This is a genomic window from Pseudomonas sp. MYb118 (assembly GCF_040947875.1).
GTDB lineage: Bacteria > Pseudomonadota > Gammaproteobacteria > Pseudomonadales > Pseudomonadaceae > Aquipseudomonas.
This window is the reverse complement of sequence record NZ_JBFRXN010000004.1, coordinates 14,700-31,571: the sequence shown is the minus strand read 5'-3', so window position 1 is coordinate 31,571 and position 16,872 is coordinate 14,700. Positions and strand designations below refer to the sequence as shown.

Sequence of the window (16,872 nt, the reverse complement as noted above, 5' to 3'; positions counted from 1 at the left end):
CTTTTCCACGGATCGGGCGGCACGTATGATTGCGCCTCGTCAAACGCCAGTCTGGCAGCCAGACCACGCGTATTCAACGTATCCGCATTTCAAAGTATCAGGCCTGTGCATTTACACAGGATTCCCGGTGCGGTTGGTCAAACGCCGCCTGGATCGTTCATTTTCGGGAACACATCGCCATGCAGGTCAGCAAATCGAACAAGCTCGCCAACGTCTGCTACGACATTCGCGGCCCGGTGCTCAAGCACGCCAAACGCCTGGAAGAGGAAGGCCATCGCATCCTCAAGCTGAACATCGGCAACCCGGCACCCTTTGGTTTCGAAGCGCCGGATGAAATCCTCCAGGACGTCATCCGCAACCTGCCAACCGCCCAGGGCTACAGCGATTCCAAGGGCCTGTTCAGCGCCCGCAAAGCGGTCATGCAGTACTACCAGCAAAAGCAGGTCGAAGGTGTCGGCATCGAAGACATCTACCTGGGCAACGGCGTTTCCGAGCTGATCGTGATGTCGATGCAGGCGCTGCTCAACAATGGCGATGAAGTGCTGGTGCCAGCCCCCGACTACCCGCTGTGGACCGCCGCTGTCAGCCTGGCGGGCGGCAACCCGGTGCACTACCTGTGCGACGAGCAGGCCAACTGGTGGCCTGACCTGGCCGACATCAAGGCCAAGATCACCCCGAACACCAAGGCGCTGGTGATCATCAACCCGAACAACCCGACCGGCGCCGTGTATTCCAAGGAAGTGCTGCTGGGCATGCTGGAACTGGCCCGCCAGCACAACCTCGTGGTTTTTTCCGACGAGATCTACGACAAGATTCTGTACGACGATGCCGTGCACATCTGCACCGCCTCGCTGGCCCCGGACCTGCTCTGCCTGACCTTCAACGGTCTGTCCAAGTCCTACCGCGTGGCCGGCTTCCGCTCCGGCTGGATCGCCATTTCCGGGCCCAAGCACCACGCGCAGAGCTACATCGAAGGCATCGACATGCTGGCCAACATGCGCCTGTGCGCCAACGTGCCGAGCCAGCATGCGATCCAGACCGCCCTGGGCGGTTACCAGAGCATCAATGACCTGGTGCTGCCGCCGGGCCGCCTGCTGGAGCAGCGCAACCGCACCTGGGAACTGCTCAACGACATTCCCGGCGTCAGCTGCGTCAAGCCGATGGGTGCGCTGTACGCCTTCCCGCGTATCGACCCGAAAGTCTGCCCGATCCACAACGACGAGAAGTTCGTCCTCGACCTGCTGCTGTCGGAGAAGCTGCTGGTGGTACAGGGCACGGCCTTCAACTGGCCTTGGCCAGACCACTTCCGCGTCGTGACCCTGCCCCGCGTCGATGACCTGGATATGGCCATCGGCCGCATCGGCAACTTCCTCAAATCCTATCGCCAGTAATAGATCTGGCCGTGTGCGGCGTTCGCCAGGAAGCCGCACACGGATCGATTCAGCAACACTTCTTATGCGCCTAACATTTGGTTGCGAATTTTCTCGCTGACCGATAGCGCGCTGCCTGCTCGCGTCTACCATTGACGGGGGCCGCGACGGCATTTGCCTGACAAATCCCTCCCCTGCTGCCATCGGAAATGCCCTGCAAACAACTAGACTTTGGCTGTAGGACACAGTTTGAAATAGTCACTCGGTTGAATCGCCCGGTGCAGCACCTTATATACCCCGCAGTACGCTACATCTTTAGCATGAGGAGAGTTCTACAACCATGATGCGCATCCTGCTGTTTTTGGCCACTAACCTGGCGGTCGTGCTGATTGCCAGCATCACCCTGAGCCTGTTCGGCTTCAACGGGTTCATGGCGGCCAACGGGGTTGATCTCAACCTCAATCAGCTGCTGATTTTCTGTGCGGTCTTTGGTTTCGCCGGCTCGCTGTTCTCGCTGTTCATCTCCAAATGGATGGCGAAGATGAGCACCAGCACCCAGATCATCACCCAGCCACGCACCCGCCACGAACAATGGCTGCTGCAAACGGTCGAGCAATTGTCCCGCGAAGCCGGGATCAAGATGCCCGAAGTGGGTATTTTCCCGGCCTACGAGGCGAACGCCTTCGCCACCGGCTGGAACAAGAACGACGCACTGGTCGCGGTCAGCCAGGGCCTGCTCGAGCGGTTCTCGCCCGATGAAGTGAAAGCCGTACTGGCCCACGAAATCGGCCACGTGGCCAATGGTGACATGGTCACCCTGGCCCTGATCCAGGGCGTGGTGAACACCTTCGTCATGTTCTTCGCGCGGATCATCGGCAATTTCGTCGACAAGGTGATCTTCAAGAACGAAGAAGGCCAGGGCATCGCCTACTACGTGGCGACCATCTTCGCCGAACTGGTCCTGGGCATTCTCGCCAGCGCCATCGTCATGTGGTTCTCGCGCAAGCGCGAATTCCGTGCCGACGAAGCCGGTGCACGCCTGGCCGGTACCAGCGCGATGATCGGCGCCCTGCAACGCCTGCGCGCCGAACAGGGCCTGCCGGTGCACATGCCCGACACCCTGAACGCGTTCGGTATCAACGGTGGCATCAAGCAGGGCCTGGCCCGCATGTTCATGAGCCACCCGCCGCTGGAAGAGCGTATCAACGCCCTGCACCGTCGCGGTTGATCGAGAGGCAGCAAAACAAAAAGGCCCGCAGAGATGCGGGCCTTTTTGTTGTCCAGAGGGCGCCCCGTCCCCTGTAGGAGCGAGCTTGCTCGCGATGGTCGTCAACGATGACGCTGGGCATCTGACGCCCAGCGGTGTTCTGGCGCCCATCGCGAGCAAGCTCGCTCCTACAGGGGGTGGGGTCAGCTTTGGAGGCGGTAGACCCGCTCTTCCAACCGCGTCACGCCGTTTTCGGCAAACTTGCCGTTCTCCTCCAGTACATCCTGATCCTCGAGGATCTTCAGCGACCACGCCGAACCGAACAACCGCTGCACCTCATCGTCCAGCACGGCAAACGGTGGTCCGTCCTTTTGTGCCTGGTCATAATCCAGGGTGATCAACAATCCCAGGGCGTCCCTGGGCAGGATGCGCTTGAGATGTGCGGCGTAGCGCTCACGCATGGCCGACGGCAGGGCGATCAACGCGGCGCGGTCATACAGCCCCGCACAATCGGCCACGTCGCCGGGGGTCAATTCGAAGAAATCGCCACACCACAGCTCGATGGACCCCGCCCGGTAGACCTTGAACGGCCCCTGCACACTGACGTGCGGGTCGAACCCATGTTCCTCGAAGAAGTCTTCGATCGCCTTTTCCGACAGCTCGATCCCGAGGACTTCGTGCCCCTTGTGCGCCAGCCACAGCAAATCCAGACTCTTCCCACACAGCGGCACCAGTACCCGAGCGCCCTCTTCCAGCCCCAACTGCGGCCAGAAACGCTGCAGATAAGGGTTCACTTGTGGCAGGTGGAAGCCGATCTGATTCGACTGCCAGCGCTTGTGCCAAAACTCCGGCTGCATACCTATCTCCGAGAAATTCGATCAAAACACCCAAAAACTTATATTAGATTTAGATCAATGATCTGATTGAAGATGGGGCCATCTTACTCTTTGGAGCACCTGTATGTTCCCCAGCCTGTACATTTCCCACGGTTCCCCCATGTTGGCACTGGAACCCGGCGCCAGCGGTACGGCGCTCGCCCGCATCGTCGTCGAACTGCCACGGCCCAAGGCCATCGTGATTGTGTCTGCGCACTGGGAAAGCGATGAGCTGCTGGTCAACGCCAACCCGCAACCGGAAACCTGGCATGACTTCGGCGGTTTCCCCAGGGCGCTCTTCGAAGTGCAATACCCGGCGCCCGGCGAGCCGCAACTGGCCGCCGAGGTGGTCCAGTTGCTCAAGCACAGCGACTTGCCCGCACGCCTCGATTACAACCGGCCTTTCGACCATGGCGTGTGGGTGCCGTTGTCGTTGATGTACCCGCAGGCCGACATTCCGGTGGTGCAGGTCTCGCTGCCCACTCGCGGCGGCCCTGCCCTGCAGACCCGCGTCGGGCATGCGCTGAGTCGCTTGCGTGAACAGGGCATTTTGCTGATCGGTTCCGGCAGCATCACCCACAACCTGCGCGAACTGGACTGGCACGCCGGCCCGGAAAGCGTCGAGCCGTGGGCGAAGAGTTTTCGTGACTGGATGATCGAGAAGCTCGAGGCGAACGACGAAGCCGCTTTGCATGACTATCGCCGGTTGGCGCCGAACGCCGTGCGTAACCATCCCAGCGATGAACACTTGCTGCCGCTGTATTTTGCCCGCAGCGCCGGCGGTGCGTTCAGCATCAGCCACCAGGGGTTCACCATGGGCGCGCTGGGCATGGACATTTACCGCTTTGGCTGATGAAGGCCGCGAGCCTGCGGCGGCCAGGCTCACGCCACGTCAACGCCGACGTGGATTGCATCGTGCCGCCAGAATTCCAGGTCGCAGTCGATCAGCCGCTCGTGCTGGTCGTAATTGACCCGCGCGATGCGCAAGCCAGGGCTGCCCACCGACACCCGCAGCGCCGCCGCGGCATCGACCGACAGCGCGGTCGGGACGATTTCGAAACGCACCCGACCGTAATGCAGGTCGTAATGCCGGGCGTACAGCTCGGTGATGGACTGATTCAGGTCGAAGTCCAGGATCCCCGGAAAATACTGCGGATTGAGGTAGTGCTCCACGTACAGCACCAGCCGCCCGTCGATCCGGCGCGCCCGGCAGATCTGGATCACGCTCGACAGCGCCGGCAACTGCAACCACGCACATACCGCCGCCGAGGCCGGCAGCAGGCGCGCCGAGATCACTTCGGTGGACGGCACCCGGCCCTGGGCGCTGACCATCGCGTGAAAGTGACTGCGCTGCATCAGGTTGTAGGCCAGGCGCGGCGGCGACACGAACCACCCCCGACGTTCCTCACGATAAATCTGCCCTTGCGCCTCGAGCTGCAACAACGCTTCACGCAGGGTGATGCGCGTGGTGCCGAACAACTCACTGAGCTTGCGCTCGGCCGGTAACTTGCTGCCGGGGACCAACAGCCCGTGATCGAGCTGTTCCTGCAACACCTGCCCGATGGCGGTCACCGCTTTGGTTGCCTCAATACGCATCCACATTTACCTATCTGGTCTAGACCAGCACTGTTTCGGGGCGAAGTCCGGGTTTGAATCGGCTTCATCAACTTCCTGCAAGCCTAGGCACTGCTGATGACTGGCAGATGACAAATGCACTGAACGGTCCTGCACACCCCTTGCAATAAAGTGGCCAAACCCCGCGATTTCGGCACCTTGGCCATGGTCTACGCTTACCTCGAACCCTGAGCACTGCGACGTGAAAACAACCGGCGGACATCAAAATGTCATCCAGGGCACCTAGATTGGCTCAGGTATTGCTGACCTAGACCAACACAACCGCAATCGCAGCGTTGAAAACGACCAAAGGAGCTTCGGAATGAAAAAGCTTTTCCTGGCATCACTGTTAGGTTCGACCATTGCCCTGTGCACCGCCGCCATGGCGGCCGATGATCTGAAAACCCTGGAAGCCGCTGCGAAAGCGGAAGGCGCAGTCAACAGTGTCGGCATGCCCGATGACTGGGCCAACTGGAAAGGCACCTGGGAAGACCTGGCCAAGAACTACGGCCTCAAACACATCGACACCGACATGAGCTCGGCGCAGGAAATCGCCAAGTTCGCCGCGGAAAAAGACAACGCCAGCGCCGACATCGGCGACGTCGGTGCCGCCTTCGGCCCGATTGCGGTCAAGCAGAACGTGACGCAACCCTACAAGCCAAGCACCTGGGATCAGGTCCCGGACTGGGCCAAGGACAAGGACGGCCACTGGGCCCTGGCCTACACCGGCACCATCGCCTTCATCGTCAACAAGAAGCTGCTGCACGGTTCCGAAGTACCGACCAAATGGGCTGACCTCAAGGGCGGCAAATACAAGGTGTCCATCGGTGACGTGAGCACCGCCGCCCAGGCCGCCAACGGCGTACTGGCTGCCGCACTGGCCAACGGTGGCGACGAGAAGAACCTGCAACCGGCGCTGTTGCTGTTCGCCGACATCGCCAAGCAGGGTCGCCTGTCGATGGCCAACCCGACCATCGCCACCATGGAGAAAGGCGAGATCGAAGTGGGCGTGGTCTGGGACTTCAACGGCCTGAGCTACAAAGCCAAGATGGCCAACCCGGATGATTACGTGGTGCTGATCCCGTCCGACGGCTCGGTGATTTCCGGCTACACCACCATCATCAACAAATACGCCAAGAACCCCAACGCCGCCAAGCTGACCCGCGAGTACATCTTCAGCGACGCCGGCCAGATCAACCTGGCCAAGGGCAACGCCCGCCCGATCCGCGCCGAGCACCTCACCCTGCCAGCCGACGTGCAGTCCAAACTGCTGCCGAACGAGCAGTACAAGAAGGTCACCCCGATCAAAGACGCGGACGCGTGGGAAAAGACCTCGAAAGCCCTGCCGCAGAAGTGGAACGAAGAAGTCATTGTCGAGATGAAGTAACTCTTTGGCACAAGCGCCAGGAACCCACTGTGGGAGCGAGCCTGCTCGCGATAGCGGTCTGACATTCAACAATGATGTTGACAGACAGGCCCTCATCGCGAGCAGGCTCGCTCCCACAAGGGACTTGGTCTAACGCGGGTTTGTTGGAGCAGCCCCTATGAAACACAACGTCATCCTGGTGGTGCTCGACGGTCTCAACTACGAGGTTGCACGCCACGCCATGGGGCATCTGCAGGCTTATGTCGGCGCAGGACGTGCGGCGCTGTACAAGCTGGAGTGCGAATTGCCAGCCCTGTCCCGCCCCTTGTACGAATGCATCCTGACCGGCGTCACGCCAATCGACAGCGGCATCGTGCACAACAACGTCTCGCGCCTGTCCAACCAGCGCAGCATCTACCACTATGCCCGCGAAGCCGGGCTGACGACGGCGGCAGCGGCCTATCATTGGGTCAGCGAGCTGTATAACCGTTCGCCCTTCATCGCCGCCCGCGACCGTCATACCGACGACCCGCAACTACCGATCCAGCATGGCCATTTCTACTGGAACGACCACTACCCCGATTCGCACCTGTTCGCCGACGCGGAAAACCTGCGCCTGCGCCATGCGCCGAACTTTATGCTGGTGCACCCGATGAACATCGACGACGCCGGGCACAAGCACGGCCTCGACACCGCGCAATACCGCAACAGCGCCCGTTCGGCCGACATCATCCTCGCCGACTACCTGCAAGGCTGGCTCGACGCCGGCTACCAGGTGCTGGTAACCGCCGACCACGGCATGAACAACGACCGCTCGCACAACGGCCTGCTGCCGGAAGAACGCGAAGTGCCGCTGTTCGTCCTCGGTGACGCGTTCAGCCTCGATGCCCACGCTGCACCAAAACAGACGCAAATCTGCGGCACGGTCTGCGAGCTGCTGGGCGTGGCCCACGACAAACCTGTATGCCCGGAGCTGCTCAAGTGAATGCCATGACTCGCGGCAAATGGCTGGCGGCCCTGTGCCTGGTGCCATTTACCCTGTTCTTTATCGTGTTCGAGATCGCCCCGCTCGTATGGGTGATGATCAACAGCCTGCAATCGGAAGAGTTCGGTTGGGGCCTGGCCAATTTCACCCGGATCTTCAGTTCCAAGTTCTACCTCCAGGCGATCCAGTACAGCCTCGAGATCAGTTTCTGGTCCAGCGTGTTCGGCATCATCATTGCCATTCTCGGCGCCTACTCGCTGCGCCGGGTCGACTCCAGGCTGCGCAATTTCGTCAACGCCTTCGCCAACATGACCAGCAACTTCTCCGGCGTGCCCCTGGCCTTCGCGTTCATCATCCTGTTGGGGTTCAACGGCAGCTTCACCATCATGCTCAAGCAGGCCGGGCTGATACAGGACTTCAACCTGTACTCGAAAACCGGGCTGATCATTCTCTACACCTACTTCCAGATCCCCCTGGGCGTGCTGCTGCTCTACCCGGCCTTCGATGCCTTGCGCGAAGACTGGCGCGAGTCCGCCGAACTGCTCGGCGCCAGCGGCTGGCAGTTCTGGCGCCACATCGGCCTGCCGGTGCTGACCCCGGCGCTGCTCGGCACCTTCGTCATCCTCCTGGCCAACGCCCTGGGCGCCTACGCCACGGTGTACGCCCTGACCACCGGCAACTTCAACGTGTTGCCGATCCGCATCGCGGCCCTGGTGTCCGGTGACATTTCCCTCGACCCGAACCTGGCCAGCGCCCTGGCGGTGGTGCTGGTGGCGTTGATGACCCTGGTGACCGTCGTGCATCAGTTGCTGTTGAAGAGGAGCTACCATGTCGCGCGTTGAACGGGGACCCGTGGCTGTCTACCACCGGGTCGTGGTGTACCTGCTGTTCGCCATCCTGCTGCTGCCGCTGGCCGGCACCCTGATCTACTCGATCGCCAGCAGTTGGTCGGCGACCATCCTGCCCAGCGGTTTCACCCTCAAGTGGTACATCGCGCTGTGGAGCGACCCGCGCTTTCTCCACGCCTTCGGCCAGTCGCTGCTGGTGTGCGTGGGTGCACTGATACTGTCGGTGGTGCTGATATTGCCGCTGCTGTTCGTGGTGCATTACCACTTCCCGAAACTCGATGCGCTGATGAACATCCTGATCCTGCTGCCCTTCGCAGTGCCGCCGGTGGTGTCGTCGGTGGGCCTGTTGCAGCTGTACGGTTCCGGACCGTTCGCCATGGTCGGCACGCCGTGGATCCTGATCGGCTGCTATTTCACCGTGGCCCTGCCGTTCATGTACCGGGCGATCACCAACAACCTGCAAGCGATCAACCTGCGTGACCTGATGGACGCTGCGCAACTGCTCGGCGCCAGCACCTGGCAAGCGGCCTTCCTGGTGGTGCTGCCCAACCTGCGCAAGGGTTTGATGGTGGCGCTGCTGCTGTCGTTCTCGTTCCTGTTCGGCGAATTCGTGTTCGCCAACATTCTCGTCGGCACGCGCTACGAGACCCTGCAGGTCTACCTCAACAACATGCGTAACAGCAGCGGCCACTTCACCAGTGCGCTGGTGATTTCCTACTTCTTTTTCGTACTGGTTCTGACCTGGGCGGCCAACATCTTGAACAAGGACAAAAGCGAATGAGCTATGTCAGCGTCCTACACCTTCAGAAGAATTACGCCGGCACCCCGGTGTTCAGCGACATCAACTGCGAGATTCAGAAAGGTGAGTTCGTCACCTTGCTGGGCCCCTCGGGCTGCGGCAAGTCCACGCTGCTGCGTTGCATCGCCGGCCTGACCCCGGTGGACGGCGGAAAGATTTTGCTCGATGGCGTCGACATCGTGCCGCTCAGCCCGCAGAAACGCGGGATCGGCATGGTGTTCCAGAGCTATGCGCTGTTCCCCAACATGACCGTCGAACAGAACGTCGCCTTCGGCCTGCGCATGCAGAAGGTCAACAGCGACGAAAGCCACAAGCGCGTGGCCGAGGCGTTGAAACTGGTTGAACTCAATGACTTTGCCTCGCGTTATCCGCATCAGCTGTCCGGCGGCCAATGCCAGCGCGTGGCCCTCGCCCGCTCGCTGGTGACACGGCCACGGCTGTTGCTGCTGGATGAACCGCTGTCGGCCCTGGATGCGCGGATTCGCAAGCACCTGCGCGAACAGATCCGACAGATCCAGCGCGAATTGGGCCTGACGACGATCTTCGTCACCCACGACCAGGAAGAAGCGCTGACCATGTCTGACCGGATTTTCCTCATGAATCAGGGAAAGATCGTACAGAGTGGCGACGCCGAAACCCTCTACACCGCGCCCGTGGACGTGTTCGCCGCCGGCTTCATCGGCAACTACAACCTGCTCGATGCCGACAGCGCGAGCAAACTGCTGCAACGCCCCATCAGCCATCGCATCGCCATTCGCCCGGAAGCCATCGAGCTAAGCCTGGAAGGTGAACTCGATGCCTTGGTACGCAGCCACAGCCTGCTGGGCAACGTGATTCGCTACCGCATCGAGGCCCGTGGCGTGGAGTTGGTGGTAGACGTGCTCAACCGTTCGGCCACCGATCTGCATCCCGACGGTCAGCGCCTGGCGCTTTCCATTGAATCCGACGGCCCTGCGTGAGGTAGCCTGATGCCTTCGCTGATGTTGAAGAGAGAACCGTACTGATGGCCCTGGCAATTTTTGATCTGGACGAAACCCTGATCCACGGCGACTGCGCCACCCTCTGGGCCGAGCAGATGGGGCGCCTGGGCTGGGTCGACCCCGAGTCGTTCATGCGCCGCAACAACGAACTGATGGACGCCTACAGCCACGGCAAGCTGCGCATGGAGGACTACATGACCTTCAGCCTGGAGCCGATGATCGGGCGCACACCCGAGGAGATCGCCCACCTGGTCGGCCCGTGGGTGGAAGACGTCATCGAACCGATCATCTTCAGCGACGCCACCAAGGCCATCGCCGCCCACCGCAAGGCCGAAGACCGGATCCTGGTGATCTCGGCATCCGGCACCCACCTGGTCGGGCCGATTGCCGAGCGGTTGGGCATTGATGAAATCCTCGGCATCGAACTGGAGGTGTCGCATGGCGTGTACAGCGGCAACACCACCGGCACCCTGACCTACCGGGAAGGCAAGATCACGCGCCTGCTCGAATGGCTGGACGCAGAAGAGGAAAACCTCGAAGGCGCGAGCTTCTATTCGGACTCACGCAACGATTTGCCGCTGCTGCTCAAGGTCGATTTCCCACACGTAGTGAACCCGGATCCGGTGCTGCGCGAGCATGCCGAGAAGGCTGGGTGGCCGATTCATCACTGGAAATAGCCCACCCCTTTCCAATGTGGGAGCGAGCCTGCTCGCGATAGCGATGTGTCATTCAATGAAGTGTTGACTGATGCACCGCTATCGTCGGAGCGCCGCCCGGAGCAAGCTCGCTCCCACAGGTCCGGAGCTGTCAGCTCAAGCTCTCATCAATCACCAACACCACCTTCCCCGCCACCGTGTTGCTCGCCAACTCCGCAAACGCCGCCTCGGCATCCTTGATCGCGAAGGTCCTCGCCACCTGCGGGCGCAGTCGGCCTTCGGCCAGCAACGGCCACACATGCTGGCTGAGGTCGCTGAACAGATCCGCCTTGAACTGATCGTCGCGGCTGCGCAGGGTCGAGCCCAGCAACTGCACACGCTTGGCCAGCACCTGGGCCAGGTCCAGCTTGGCCTCGCGGCCGCCCATCAGGCCGATCAGCACCCAACGGCCATCCCCTGCCAGCAGTTTCAGGTTGAGTGCGGCGTAATTGCCTCCGACCGGGTCGAGGATCACGTCGAACGGCCCCAGGTCACGCAAACTGTCCAGGTCATCGCTTCGAATCACGCCACCCTGGGCACCCAACTCCTGGCAATAAGCCAGGCGCTCGGCAGAGCCGACACTGACCCAGCAAGGGTTGCCAAACGCCTTGCACAGCTGAATGGCAGCTGAACCGATTCCACTTGCTCCGGCGTGCAAGAGAACTTTCTCACCCGGTTTGAGCGCAGCCAATTGAAACAAATTCAGCCACACCGTTGCGTAGACTTCGGGCAGCGCCGCAGCCTCGACCAACGACAGACCTTCCGGCACCGGCAGCACATGCCGCCCGTCGACAACCACCTCTTCGGCCATCCCACCCCCGGCCAGCAAGGCGCAAACCCGATCACCGACCTGCCAGGAAGAGCCCGGCCCCACCTCGCTGATCACGCCGGAGCATTCCAGTCCCAGCACCTGACTGGCCCCAGGCGGTGGTGGGTAAAGGCCAGCTTTTTGTAATAAATCAGCGCGATTGAGGCCTGCAGCCGACACGCGAATGCGAACTTGCCCTACATCACACGTAGGACTGGGCTCTTCAACCCATGCCACTTGACCTTCCACGCCTTGCAATGCTTTCACAGTGCCTCCATAGTGAGTCTGGACTGAGCCCGAAGCTGTATCGCCGGGCTTTTTGCATTATGCGACCGGCCCTCGTGGACCCGGCGACTTCAAAGACGGCCTAATATGCGTTATCAAATGTCCCTGCGTCGAATCGGCATGAAGCACCTGTTCCCCAGCACCGCCCTCGCTCTGTTCATCGGTATCGGCCTGATGCCGATGTCGAGCAATACGTTCGCAGCCAATAGCTGGGACAAGCTTCAGCCTGATCGTGACGAAGTGATCGCCAGCCTGAATGTCGTCGAGTTGCTCAAGCGCCATCACTACAGCAAACCGCCACTCGATGACGCGCGCTCGGTGATCATCTACGACAGCTACATCAAGCTGCTGGACCCGTCGCGCAGCTACTTCATGGCCAGCGACATCGCCGAATTCGACAAGTGGAAGACCCAGTTCGACGACTTCCTCAAAAGCGGCGACCTGAACGCCGGGTTCACCATCTACAAGCGCTACCTGGACCGCGTGAAGGCGCGCCTGGACTTCGCCCTTGCCGAGTTGAACAAAGGCGTCGACAAGATCGACTTCACCACCAAGGAAACCTTGCTGATCGACCGCAAGGACGCCCCATGGCTCAAATCCACCGCAGAACTCGACGACCTGTGGCGCAAACGCGTCAAGGATGAAGTGCTGCGGCAGAAGATCGCCGGCAAGGATTCCAAGCAGATCCAGGAAACACTGACCAAGCGCTACAAGAACCAGCTGGCGCGTCTGGACCAGACCCGCGCCGAGGACATCTTCCAGGCGTACATCAACACCTTCGCCATGTCTTACGACCCGCACACCAATTATCTGTCGCCGGATAACGCGGAGAACTTCGACATCAACATGAGCCTGTCCCTGGAGGGCATCGGCGCCGTTTTGCAGAGCGATAACGACCAGGTCAAAGTCGTGCGTCTGGTACCGGCAGGTCCGGCCGACAAGACCAAGCAGGTTGCACCGGCCGACAAGATCATCGGCGTTGCCCAGGGCAACAAGGAAATGGTCGACGTGGTGGGCTGGCGCCTGGACGAAGTGGTCAAGCTGATCCGTGGGCCTAAAGGCACCGTGGTGCGCCTGGAAGTCATCCCGGCCAGCAATGCACCGAACGACCAGACCAGCAAGATCGTGCCGATCACCCGCGAAGCGGTGAAGCTTGAAGACCAGGCGGTGAAGAAGTCGGTCCTCAACCTGAAACAGGACGGCAAGGACTACAAACTCGGCGTCATCGAGATCCCGGCGTTCTACCTGGACTTCAAGGCCTTCCGTGCCGGTGATCCGGACTACAAGAGCACCACTCGCGACGTCAAGAAACTGCTGACCGAACTGCAGAAAGAGAAAGTCGACGGCGTAGTCATCGACCTGCGCAACAACGGCGGCGGTTCCCTGCAGGAAGCCACCGAGCTGACCAGCCTGTTCATCGACAAGGGCCCGACCGTGCTCGTGCGTAATGCCGATGGCCGTGTCGACGTGCTGGAAGATGAAAACCCGGGCGCTTTCTACAAGGGCCCGATGGCGTTGCTGGTCAACCGCCTGTCCGCCTCGGCTTCGGAAATTTTCGCCGGCGCCATGCAGGACTACCACCGTGCGCTGATCATCGGCGGCCAGACCTTCGGCAAAGGCACCGTGCAGACCATTCAGCCGCTGAACCATGGCGAACTGAAACTGACCCTGGCCAAGTTCTACCGCGTTTCCGGGCAGAGCACCCAGCATCAGGGCGTGCTGCCGGACATCGACTACCCGTCGATCATCGACACCAAGGAAATCGGCGAAAGCGCCCTGCCCGAAGCCATGCCATGGGACACCATCCGCGCGGCCATCAAGCCGGCGGTCGATCCGTTCAAGCCGTACCTCACCCAGCTCAAGTCCGAGCATGACGTGCGTACCGCCAAGGATGCCGAGTTCGTGTTCATTCGCGACAAGCTGGCCCTGGCGCAAAAACTGATGGCGGAAAAAACCGTCAGCCTCAACGAGGCGGATCGCCGTGCCCAGCACGCCGACATCGAAGCCAAGCAACTGGCGATGGAAAACATCCGTCGCAAGGCCAAAGGCGAAGAGCCGCTCAAGGAGCTGAAGAAAGAAGACGAGGACGTTGCCGCAGCCGAGCCGGACAAGGTCAAACCAGAGGACGATGCCTACCTGAGCGAGACCGGGCGCATCCTGCTGGACTACCTGAAGCTCAATACCGCGGTGGCCAAGCACTAAGATGATGGCTTTTTAATGGTGAAGCCCATGAGGCGTCATCAAACAGTCATCATTCTGTCGTGAAATATGGGACTGGAACTGCTCTTGATACAAGAGCGCTTCCGGTCCTTTTTTTTCACCAGAGATCGCCATGACCACGACCGAACAGCTGAGTGCGTTGAGTTCAATCCTGACTCAAAGCGGTTTACACAGTCTGTTCCAGCCGATCATTTCGCTTTCCGAACGCAAGATTCTAGGTTTTGAAGCCCTCAGTCGCGGCCCGTCCAACAGCCCGTTGCATTCGCCCATCGCCCTGTTCGCCGTCGCCCGCCAGGCCGGGCGCCTGAACGAACTGGAAATCGCCTGTCGCGAGAGCGCCTGCCGGCGGTTCCATGAGCAGCGACTGCCCGGCAAGCTGTTCCTCAACGTCTCACCCGAATCCCTGCTCGAAGCCGCCCACCAACCGGGCCGCACCCTGCAACTGCTCGAAGACTTCGGCATCCCGCCCAGCCAGGTGGTGATCGAGCTGACCGAGCAGACGCCGATCGACGACTTCCAGTTGCTGCAAAACGCACTGAATCACTACCGCGCCATGGGCTTCTCCATCGCCCTGGATGATCTGGGTGCGGGTTATTCGAGCCTGCGCTTGTGGTCCGAGTTACGGCCCGACTATGTGAAGATCGACCGGCACTTCATCGACGGCATCCACCAGGACGCGCTCAAGCGCGAGTTCGTCGGCTCGATCATGCAGATCGCCAAGGCCTCGCGGGCGCAGGTGATTGCCGAAGGGATCGAGTTGCCGGAAGAGCTCGCGGTGCTGACCGACATGGGCGTCGATCTGGTGCAGGGTTACCTGTTGTGCCGGCCGCAGGAGCACCCGCCAAGGGATGCGCGCAATCTGATGCCCAAGCAGGACAGCGCGGCCGTAGCCTTGAACGAGGAAGCCAGCGACCTCAGCGCTCTGCTCAACGACCAGCCCGCCGTCGATCGTGATACGCCGACCGCGACGGTGCTGGAAGCCTTCCGCCGCCAGGCCAACCTGAACTCGCTGGCGGTGCTCGACGAACACGGCCGGCCTTGCGGCATCGTGCACCGGCATTCGCTCTCGGACGCCCTGCTCAAGCCGTTTGCCACCGACCTGTTCGCCCGCAAGCCCATCAGCCGGCTGATGAGCGATGATTTCCTTGCCGTCGAAATGAGCCAGTCGCTGCAACAGGTCAGCCGCCTGATCACCAGCCGCGCCCGGCAACGTATCGAAGAAGACTTCATCATCACCCTCAACGGTGGCTACCTCGGGCTGGGCCGGGTCATCGACGTGCTGAAGCTGATCACCGAACTGAAAATCCAGCAGGCCCGCTACGCCAACCCGCTGACCCTGCTGCCCGGCAACGTGCCGATCCAGCAATGCCTGACCCGCCTGCTGCAACAGCAGCGCGAATCGGTAATTTGCTACGTCGACATCGACAGCTTCAAACCCTTCAACGACATCTACGGCTACGGCCGTGGCGACGAAGTCCTGCTGTGCCTGGCGCAGTGCCTGAACGACCGCGTCGACCCCTCCCGCGACTTCGTCGGCCACATCGGCGGCGACGATTTCCTGCTGGTGCTTGGTCCGGATGACTGGCGCAAACGTTTAAACCAGTTGCTGGACGACTTCCAGAGCCAGTGCCGGCGCTTCTACCGCGCCGAACACCTGGAAGCCAACTGCTTCATCGCCCCCAACCGCCAGGGCGTCCGCCAGGAATTCCCCCTGCTGTCGCTGTCGATCGGCGTGGTCCACCTGCACGCCGAGGCCTGCGCACAACTGGACGCCAGCCAACTGGCCGAAATGGCCTCCCAGGCCAAACACCACGCCAAAAACATCCCGGGCTACAGCGTGCACGTGATCGACAGCCTGACGGCGCAAGAGCCCGAGGTGCAGTGCTGAGCGGGCCGCCCCGGATCAAACTGTGGGAGCGGGCTTGCTCGCGAATGCAGTGTGTCAGGCGCCATTGATGTCGGATGTAACGACGCCATCGCGAGCAAGCTCGCTCCTACAGGTCCGGTGCCAGCCAACAAATGGGGACACATAACAAAACCTGAACTACAGCAAATCGAACTGTGGGAGCGAGCCTGCTCGCGATAATCGCACAGTCAACGCGACTTTCAGATTTGACACCGTTCGTTTTTTAACGGTGGAATTAATAACCCTCGGCAGGGGCTTAAACACCAGTCGGATACAAGTCAATTTTCTTAATACACAAATCTACGAAAACCGGGATTCCCCCAGTAAAATCAATAATTTCAAGAAGAACAACAGATCCATTCACATCCAGAACCGCAAATCCATCGTCATCAATGTGAACAATACGCCCAGTCAGTTTTACAGAGTCACTGCCCATTTCAATCAAACACACATTGTTTAGCGAAAAATGACCATTTTCTCCCCAGACAATCGCCTCCCCAATTTCCAGCTCGACGTCATGTGATTCATTGACAGCAGGCGCTACTCCTTTCCAGAATCCAATTCCAGAACCAAAGCTGGTTGAAAATCCAACAACGATTTCATTCCCGATTGAAGTGACATCACCTATAACTACTTCCATTATTTTTTCTTCGGTAATTGGATACGAACTACGGTGTTATCAACGTTCATTACATTCTCCTTAAACTCAAGCGTCAGATTCTCTTCCTAAAGATAGGAACCGTCGGCATCGGATCCGACTTGATCATTCCCACGTTCTGCGTGGGACCCTCGGATGCTCCGAGTTCGGTTTTGAAGGGACGCAAAGCGTCCCTGGCTGCATTCCCCACGCAGAGCATGGGAACGATCATCGCCCCCACTCCTGTAGGAGCGAGCATGCTCGCGATGGTGGCCCA

14 protein-coding genes and 1 pseudogene are annotated in these 16,872 nt (G+C 60.4%); 11 read left to right on the top strand and 4 right to left on the bottom strand.

All coding sequences use genetic code 11. The features are described from left to right. Positions 1-179: 179 nt before the first annotated feature. Together ABVN20_RS26410 and htpX are read left to right on the top strand one after the other, a co-directional pair. Positions 180-1,391, top strand: coding sequence for a pyridoxal phosphate-dependent aminotransferase (locus ABVN20_RS26410; RefSeq protein ID WP_368558746.1), 1,212 nt, complete (start codon positions 180-182; stop codon positions 1,389-1,391). A gap of 319 nt (positions 1,392-1,710) precedes the next feature. Further along, positions 1,711-2,598 (top strand): protease HtpX, encoded by an 888-nt coding sequence (gene htpX, locus ABVN20_RS26405; protein WP_368558745.1) that lies wholly within the window; start codon positions 1,711-1,713, stop codon positions 2,596-2,598. Positions 2,599-2,780: 182 nt separating this feature from the next. Here htpX and ABVN20_RS26400 read toward each other — a convergent pair whose 3' ends face one another. Further along, entirely contained in the window at positions 2,781-3,434 is a 654-nt protein-coding gene (locus ABVN20_RS26400) for a thiopurine S-methyltransferase (protein ID WP_368558744.1), read from the bottom strand. Positions 3,435-3,537: 103 nt separating this feature from the next. On the opposite strand from ABVN20_RS26400, the gene ABVN20_RS26395 reads away from it, so the two are divergent. Continuing rightward, the gene (locus ABVN20_RS26395) at positions 3,538-4,305 is read left to right on the top strand and encodes a class III extradiol ring-cleavage dioxygenase (RefSeq protein ID WP_368558743.1); all 768 of its coding nucleotides are present in this window, start codon (positions 3,538-3,540) and stop codon (positions 4,303-4,305) included. 29 nt (positions 4,306-4,334) lie between these two features. Here ABVN20_RS26395 and ABVN20_RS26390 read toward each other — a convergent pair whose 3' ends face one another. Then, the gene (locus ABVN20_RS26390; RefSeq protein ID WP_368558742.1) at positions 4,335-5,048 is read right to left on the bottom strand and encodes a UTRA domain-containing protein; all 714 of its coding nucleotides are present in this window, start codon (positions 5,046-5,048) and stop codon (positions 4,335-4,337) included. Between the two features lie 340 nt (positions 5,049-5,388). On the opposite strand from ABVN20_RS26390, the gene ABVN20_RS26385 reads away from it, so the two are divergent. The 6 genes and pseudogenes from ABVN20_RS26385 to ABVN20_RS26360 all read left to right on the top strand — a co-directional run bounded on the left by ABVN20_RS26385 (position 5,389) and on the right by ABVN20_RS26360 (position 10,721). After that, positions 5,389-6,453 carry an ABC transporter substrate-binding protein gene (locus ABVN20_RS26385; RefSeq protein ID WP_368558741.1) on the top strand — a complete coding sequence of 355 codons (1,065 nt, stop codon included), beginning with the start codon at positions 5,389-5,391 and terminating at the stop codon, positions 6,451-6,453. Positions 6,454-6,610: 157 nt separating this feature from the next. Further along, a complete protein-coding gene (locus tag ABVN20_RS26380; protein ID WP_368558740.1) occupies positions 6,611-7,417 on the top strand; it encodes an alkaline phosphatase family protein in 807 nt (268 codons plus the stop codon). 5 nt (positions 7,418-7,422) lie between these two features. After that, on the top strand, positions 7,423-8,259 hold the full coding sequence (locus tag ABVN20_RS26375) for an ABC transporter permease (RefSeq protein WP_368559405.1): 837 nt from the start codon (positions 7,423-7,425) through the stop codon (positions 8,257-8,259). Next, entirely contained in the window at positions 8,246-9,046 is an 801-nt protein-coding gene (locus tag ABVN20_RS26370) for an ABC transporter permease (protein ID WP_368558739.1), read from the top strand. The genes ABVN20_RS26375 and ABVN20_RS26370 overlap by 14 nt, the downstream gene beginning before the upstream one ends. Beyond that, positions 9,043-10,033 (top strand): annotated as a pseudogene (locus ABVN20_RS26365) (ABC transporter ATP-binding protein). Before ABVN20_RS26370 ends, ABVN20_RS26365 begins: the two are co-directional and overlap by 4 nt. Before the next feature lie 34 nt (positions 10,034-10,067). Then, a complete protein-coding gene (locus ABVN20_RS26360) occupies positions 10,068-10,721 on the top strand; it encodes an HAD family hydrolase (RefSeq protein WP_368558738.1) in 654 nt (217 codons plus the stop codon). Between the two features lie 130 nt (positions 10,722-10,851). Here the strand turns inward: ABVN20_RS26360 and ABVN20_RS26355 are convergent, their stop codons facing one another. Next, on the bottom strand, positions 10,852-11,814 hold the full coding sequence (locus ABVN20_RS26355) for a zinc-binding dehydrogenase (RefSeq protein ID WP_368558737.1): 963 nt from the start codon (positions 11,812-11,814) through the stop codon (positions 10,852-10,854). 138 nt (positions 11,815-11,952) lie between these two features. Between ABVN20_RS26355 and ABVN20_RS26350 the strand changes: the two genes are divergently transcribed. Together ABVN20_RS26350 and ABVN20_RS26345 are read left to right on the top strand one after the other, a co-directional pair. Then, positions 11,953-14,034: a carboxy terminal-processing peptidase gene (locus ABVN20_RS26350; RefSeq protein WP_368559403.1), complete on the top strand. Its 2,082-nt coding sequence runs from the start codon at positions 11,953-11,955 to the stop codon at positions 14,032-14,034. 130 nt (positions 14,035-14,164) lie between these two features. After that, positions 14,165-15,940, top strand: coding sequence for a bifunctional diguanylate cyclase/phosphodiesterase (locus tag ABVN20_RS26345; protein WP_368558736.1), 1,776 nt, complete (start codon positions 14,165-14,167; stop codon positions 15,938-15,940). A gap of 274 nt (positions 15,941-16,214) precedes the next feature. Here ABVN20_RS26345 and ABVN20_RS26340 read toward each other — a convergent pair whose 3' ends face one another. Then, on the bottom strand, positions 16,215-16,598 hold the full coding sequence (locus ABVN20_RS26340; protein ID WP_368558735.1) for a hypothetical protein: 384 nt from the start codon (positions 16,596-16,598) through the stop codon (positions 16,215-16,217). Positions 16,599-16,872 lie beyond the last annotated feature (274 nt).

What these genes read in the sequence shown, in the direction of transcription:
- ABVN20_RS26360 (WP_368558738.1), top strand. Translation starts at nt 10,068, where the DNA reads ATGGCCCTGGCAATTTTTGATCTGGACGAAACCCTGATCCACGGCGAC.
- ABVN20_RS26345 (WP_368558736.1), top strand. Translation starts at nt 14,165, where the DNA reads ATGACCACGACCGAACAGCTGAGTGCGTTGAGTTCAATCCTGACTCAA.
- ABVN20_RS26350 (WP_368559403.1), top strand. Translation starts at nt 11,953, where the DNA reads ATGAAGCACCTGTTCCCCAGCACCGCCCTCGCTCTGTTCATCGGTATC.
- ABVN20_RS26410 (WP_368558746.1), top strand. Translation starts at nt 180, where the DNA reads ATGCAGGTCAGCAAATCGAACAAGCTCGCCAACGTCTGCTACGACATT.
- htpX (WP_368558745.1), top strand. Translation starts at nt 1,711, where the DNA reads ATGATGCGCATCCTGCTGTTTTTGGCCACTAACCTGGCGGTCGTGCTG.
- ABVN20_RS26385 (WP_368558741.1), top strand. Translation starts at nt 5,389, where the DNA reads ATGAAAAAGCTTTTCCTGGCATCACTGTTAGGTTCGACCATTGCCCTG.
- ABVN20_RS26370 (WP_368558739.1), top strand. Translation starts at nt 8,246, where the DNA reads ATGTCGCGCGTTGAACGGGGACCCGTGGCTGTCTACCACCGGGTCGTG.
- ABVN20_RS26395 (WP_368558743.1), top strand. Translation starts at nt 3,538, where the DNA reads ATGTTCCCCAGCCTGTACATTTCCCACGGTTCCCCCATGTTGGCACTG.
- ABVN20_RS26400 (WP_368558744.1), bottom strand. Translation starts at nt 3,434, where the DNA reads ATGCAGCCGGAGTTTTGGCACAAGCGCTGGCAGTCGAATCAGATCGGC.
- ABVN20_RS26375 (WP_368559405.1), top strand. Translation starts at nt 7,423, where the DNA reads ATGACTCGCGGCAAATGGCTGGCGGCCCTGTGCCTGGTGCCATTTACC.
- ABVN20_RS26340 (WP_368558735.1), bottom strand. Translation starts at nt 16,598, where the DNA reads ATGGAAGTAGTTATAGGTGATGTCACTTCAATCGGGAATGAAATCGTT.
- ABVN20_RS26390 (WP_368558742.1), bottom strand. Translation starts at nt 5,048, where the DNA reads ATGCGTATTGAGGCAACCAAAGCGGTGACCGCCATCGGGCAGGTGTTG.
- ABVN20_RS26380 (WP_368558740.1), top strand. Translation starts at nt 6,611, where the DNA reads ATGAAACACAACGTCATCCTGGTGGTGCTCGACGGTCTCAACTACGAG.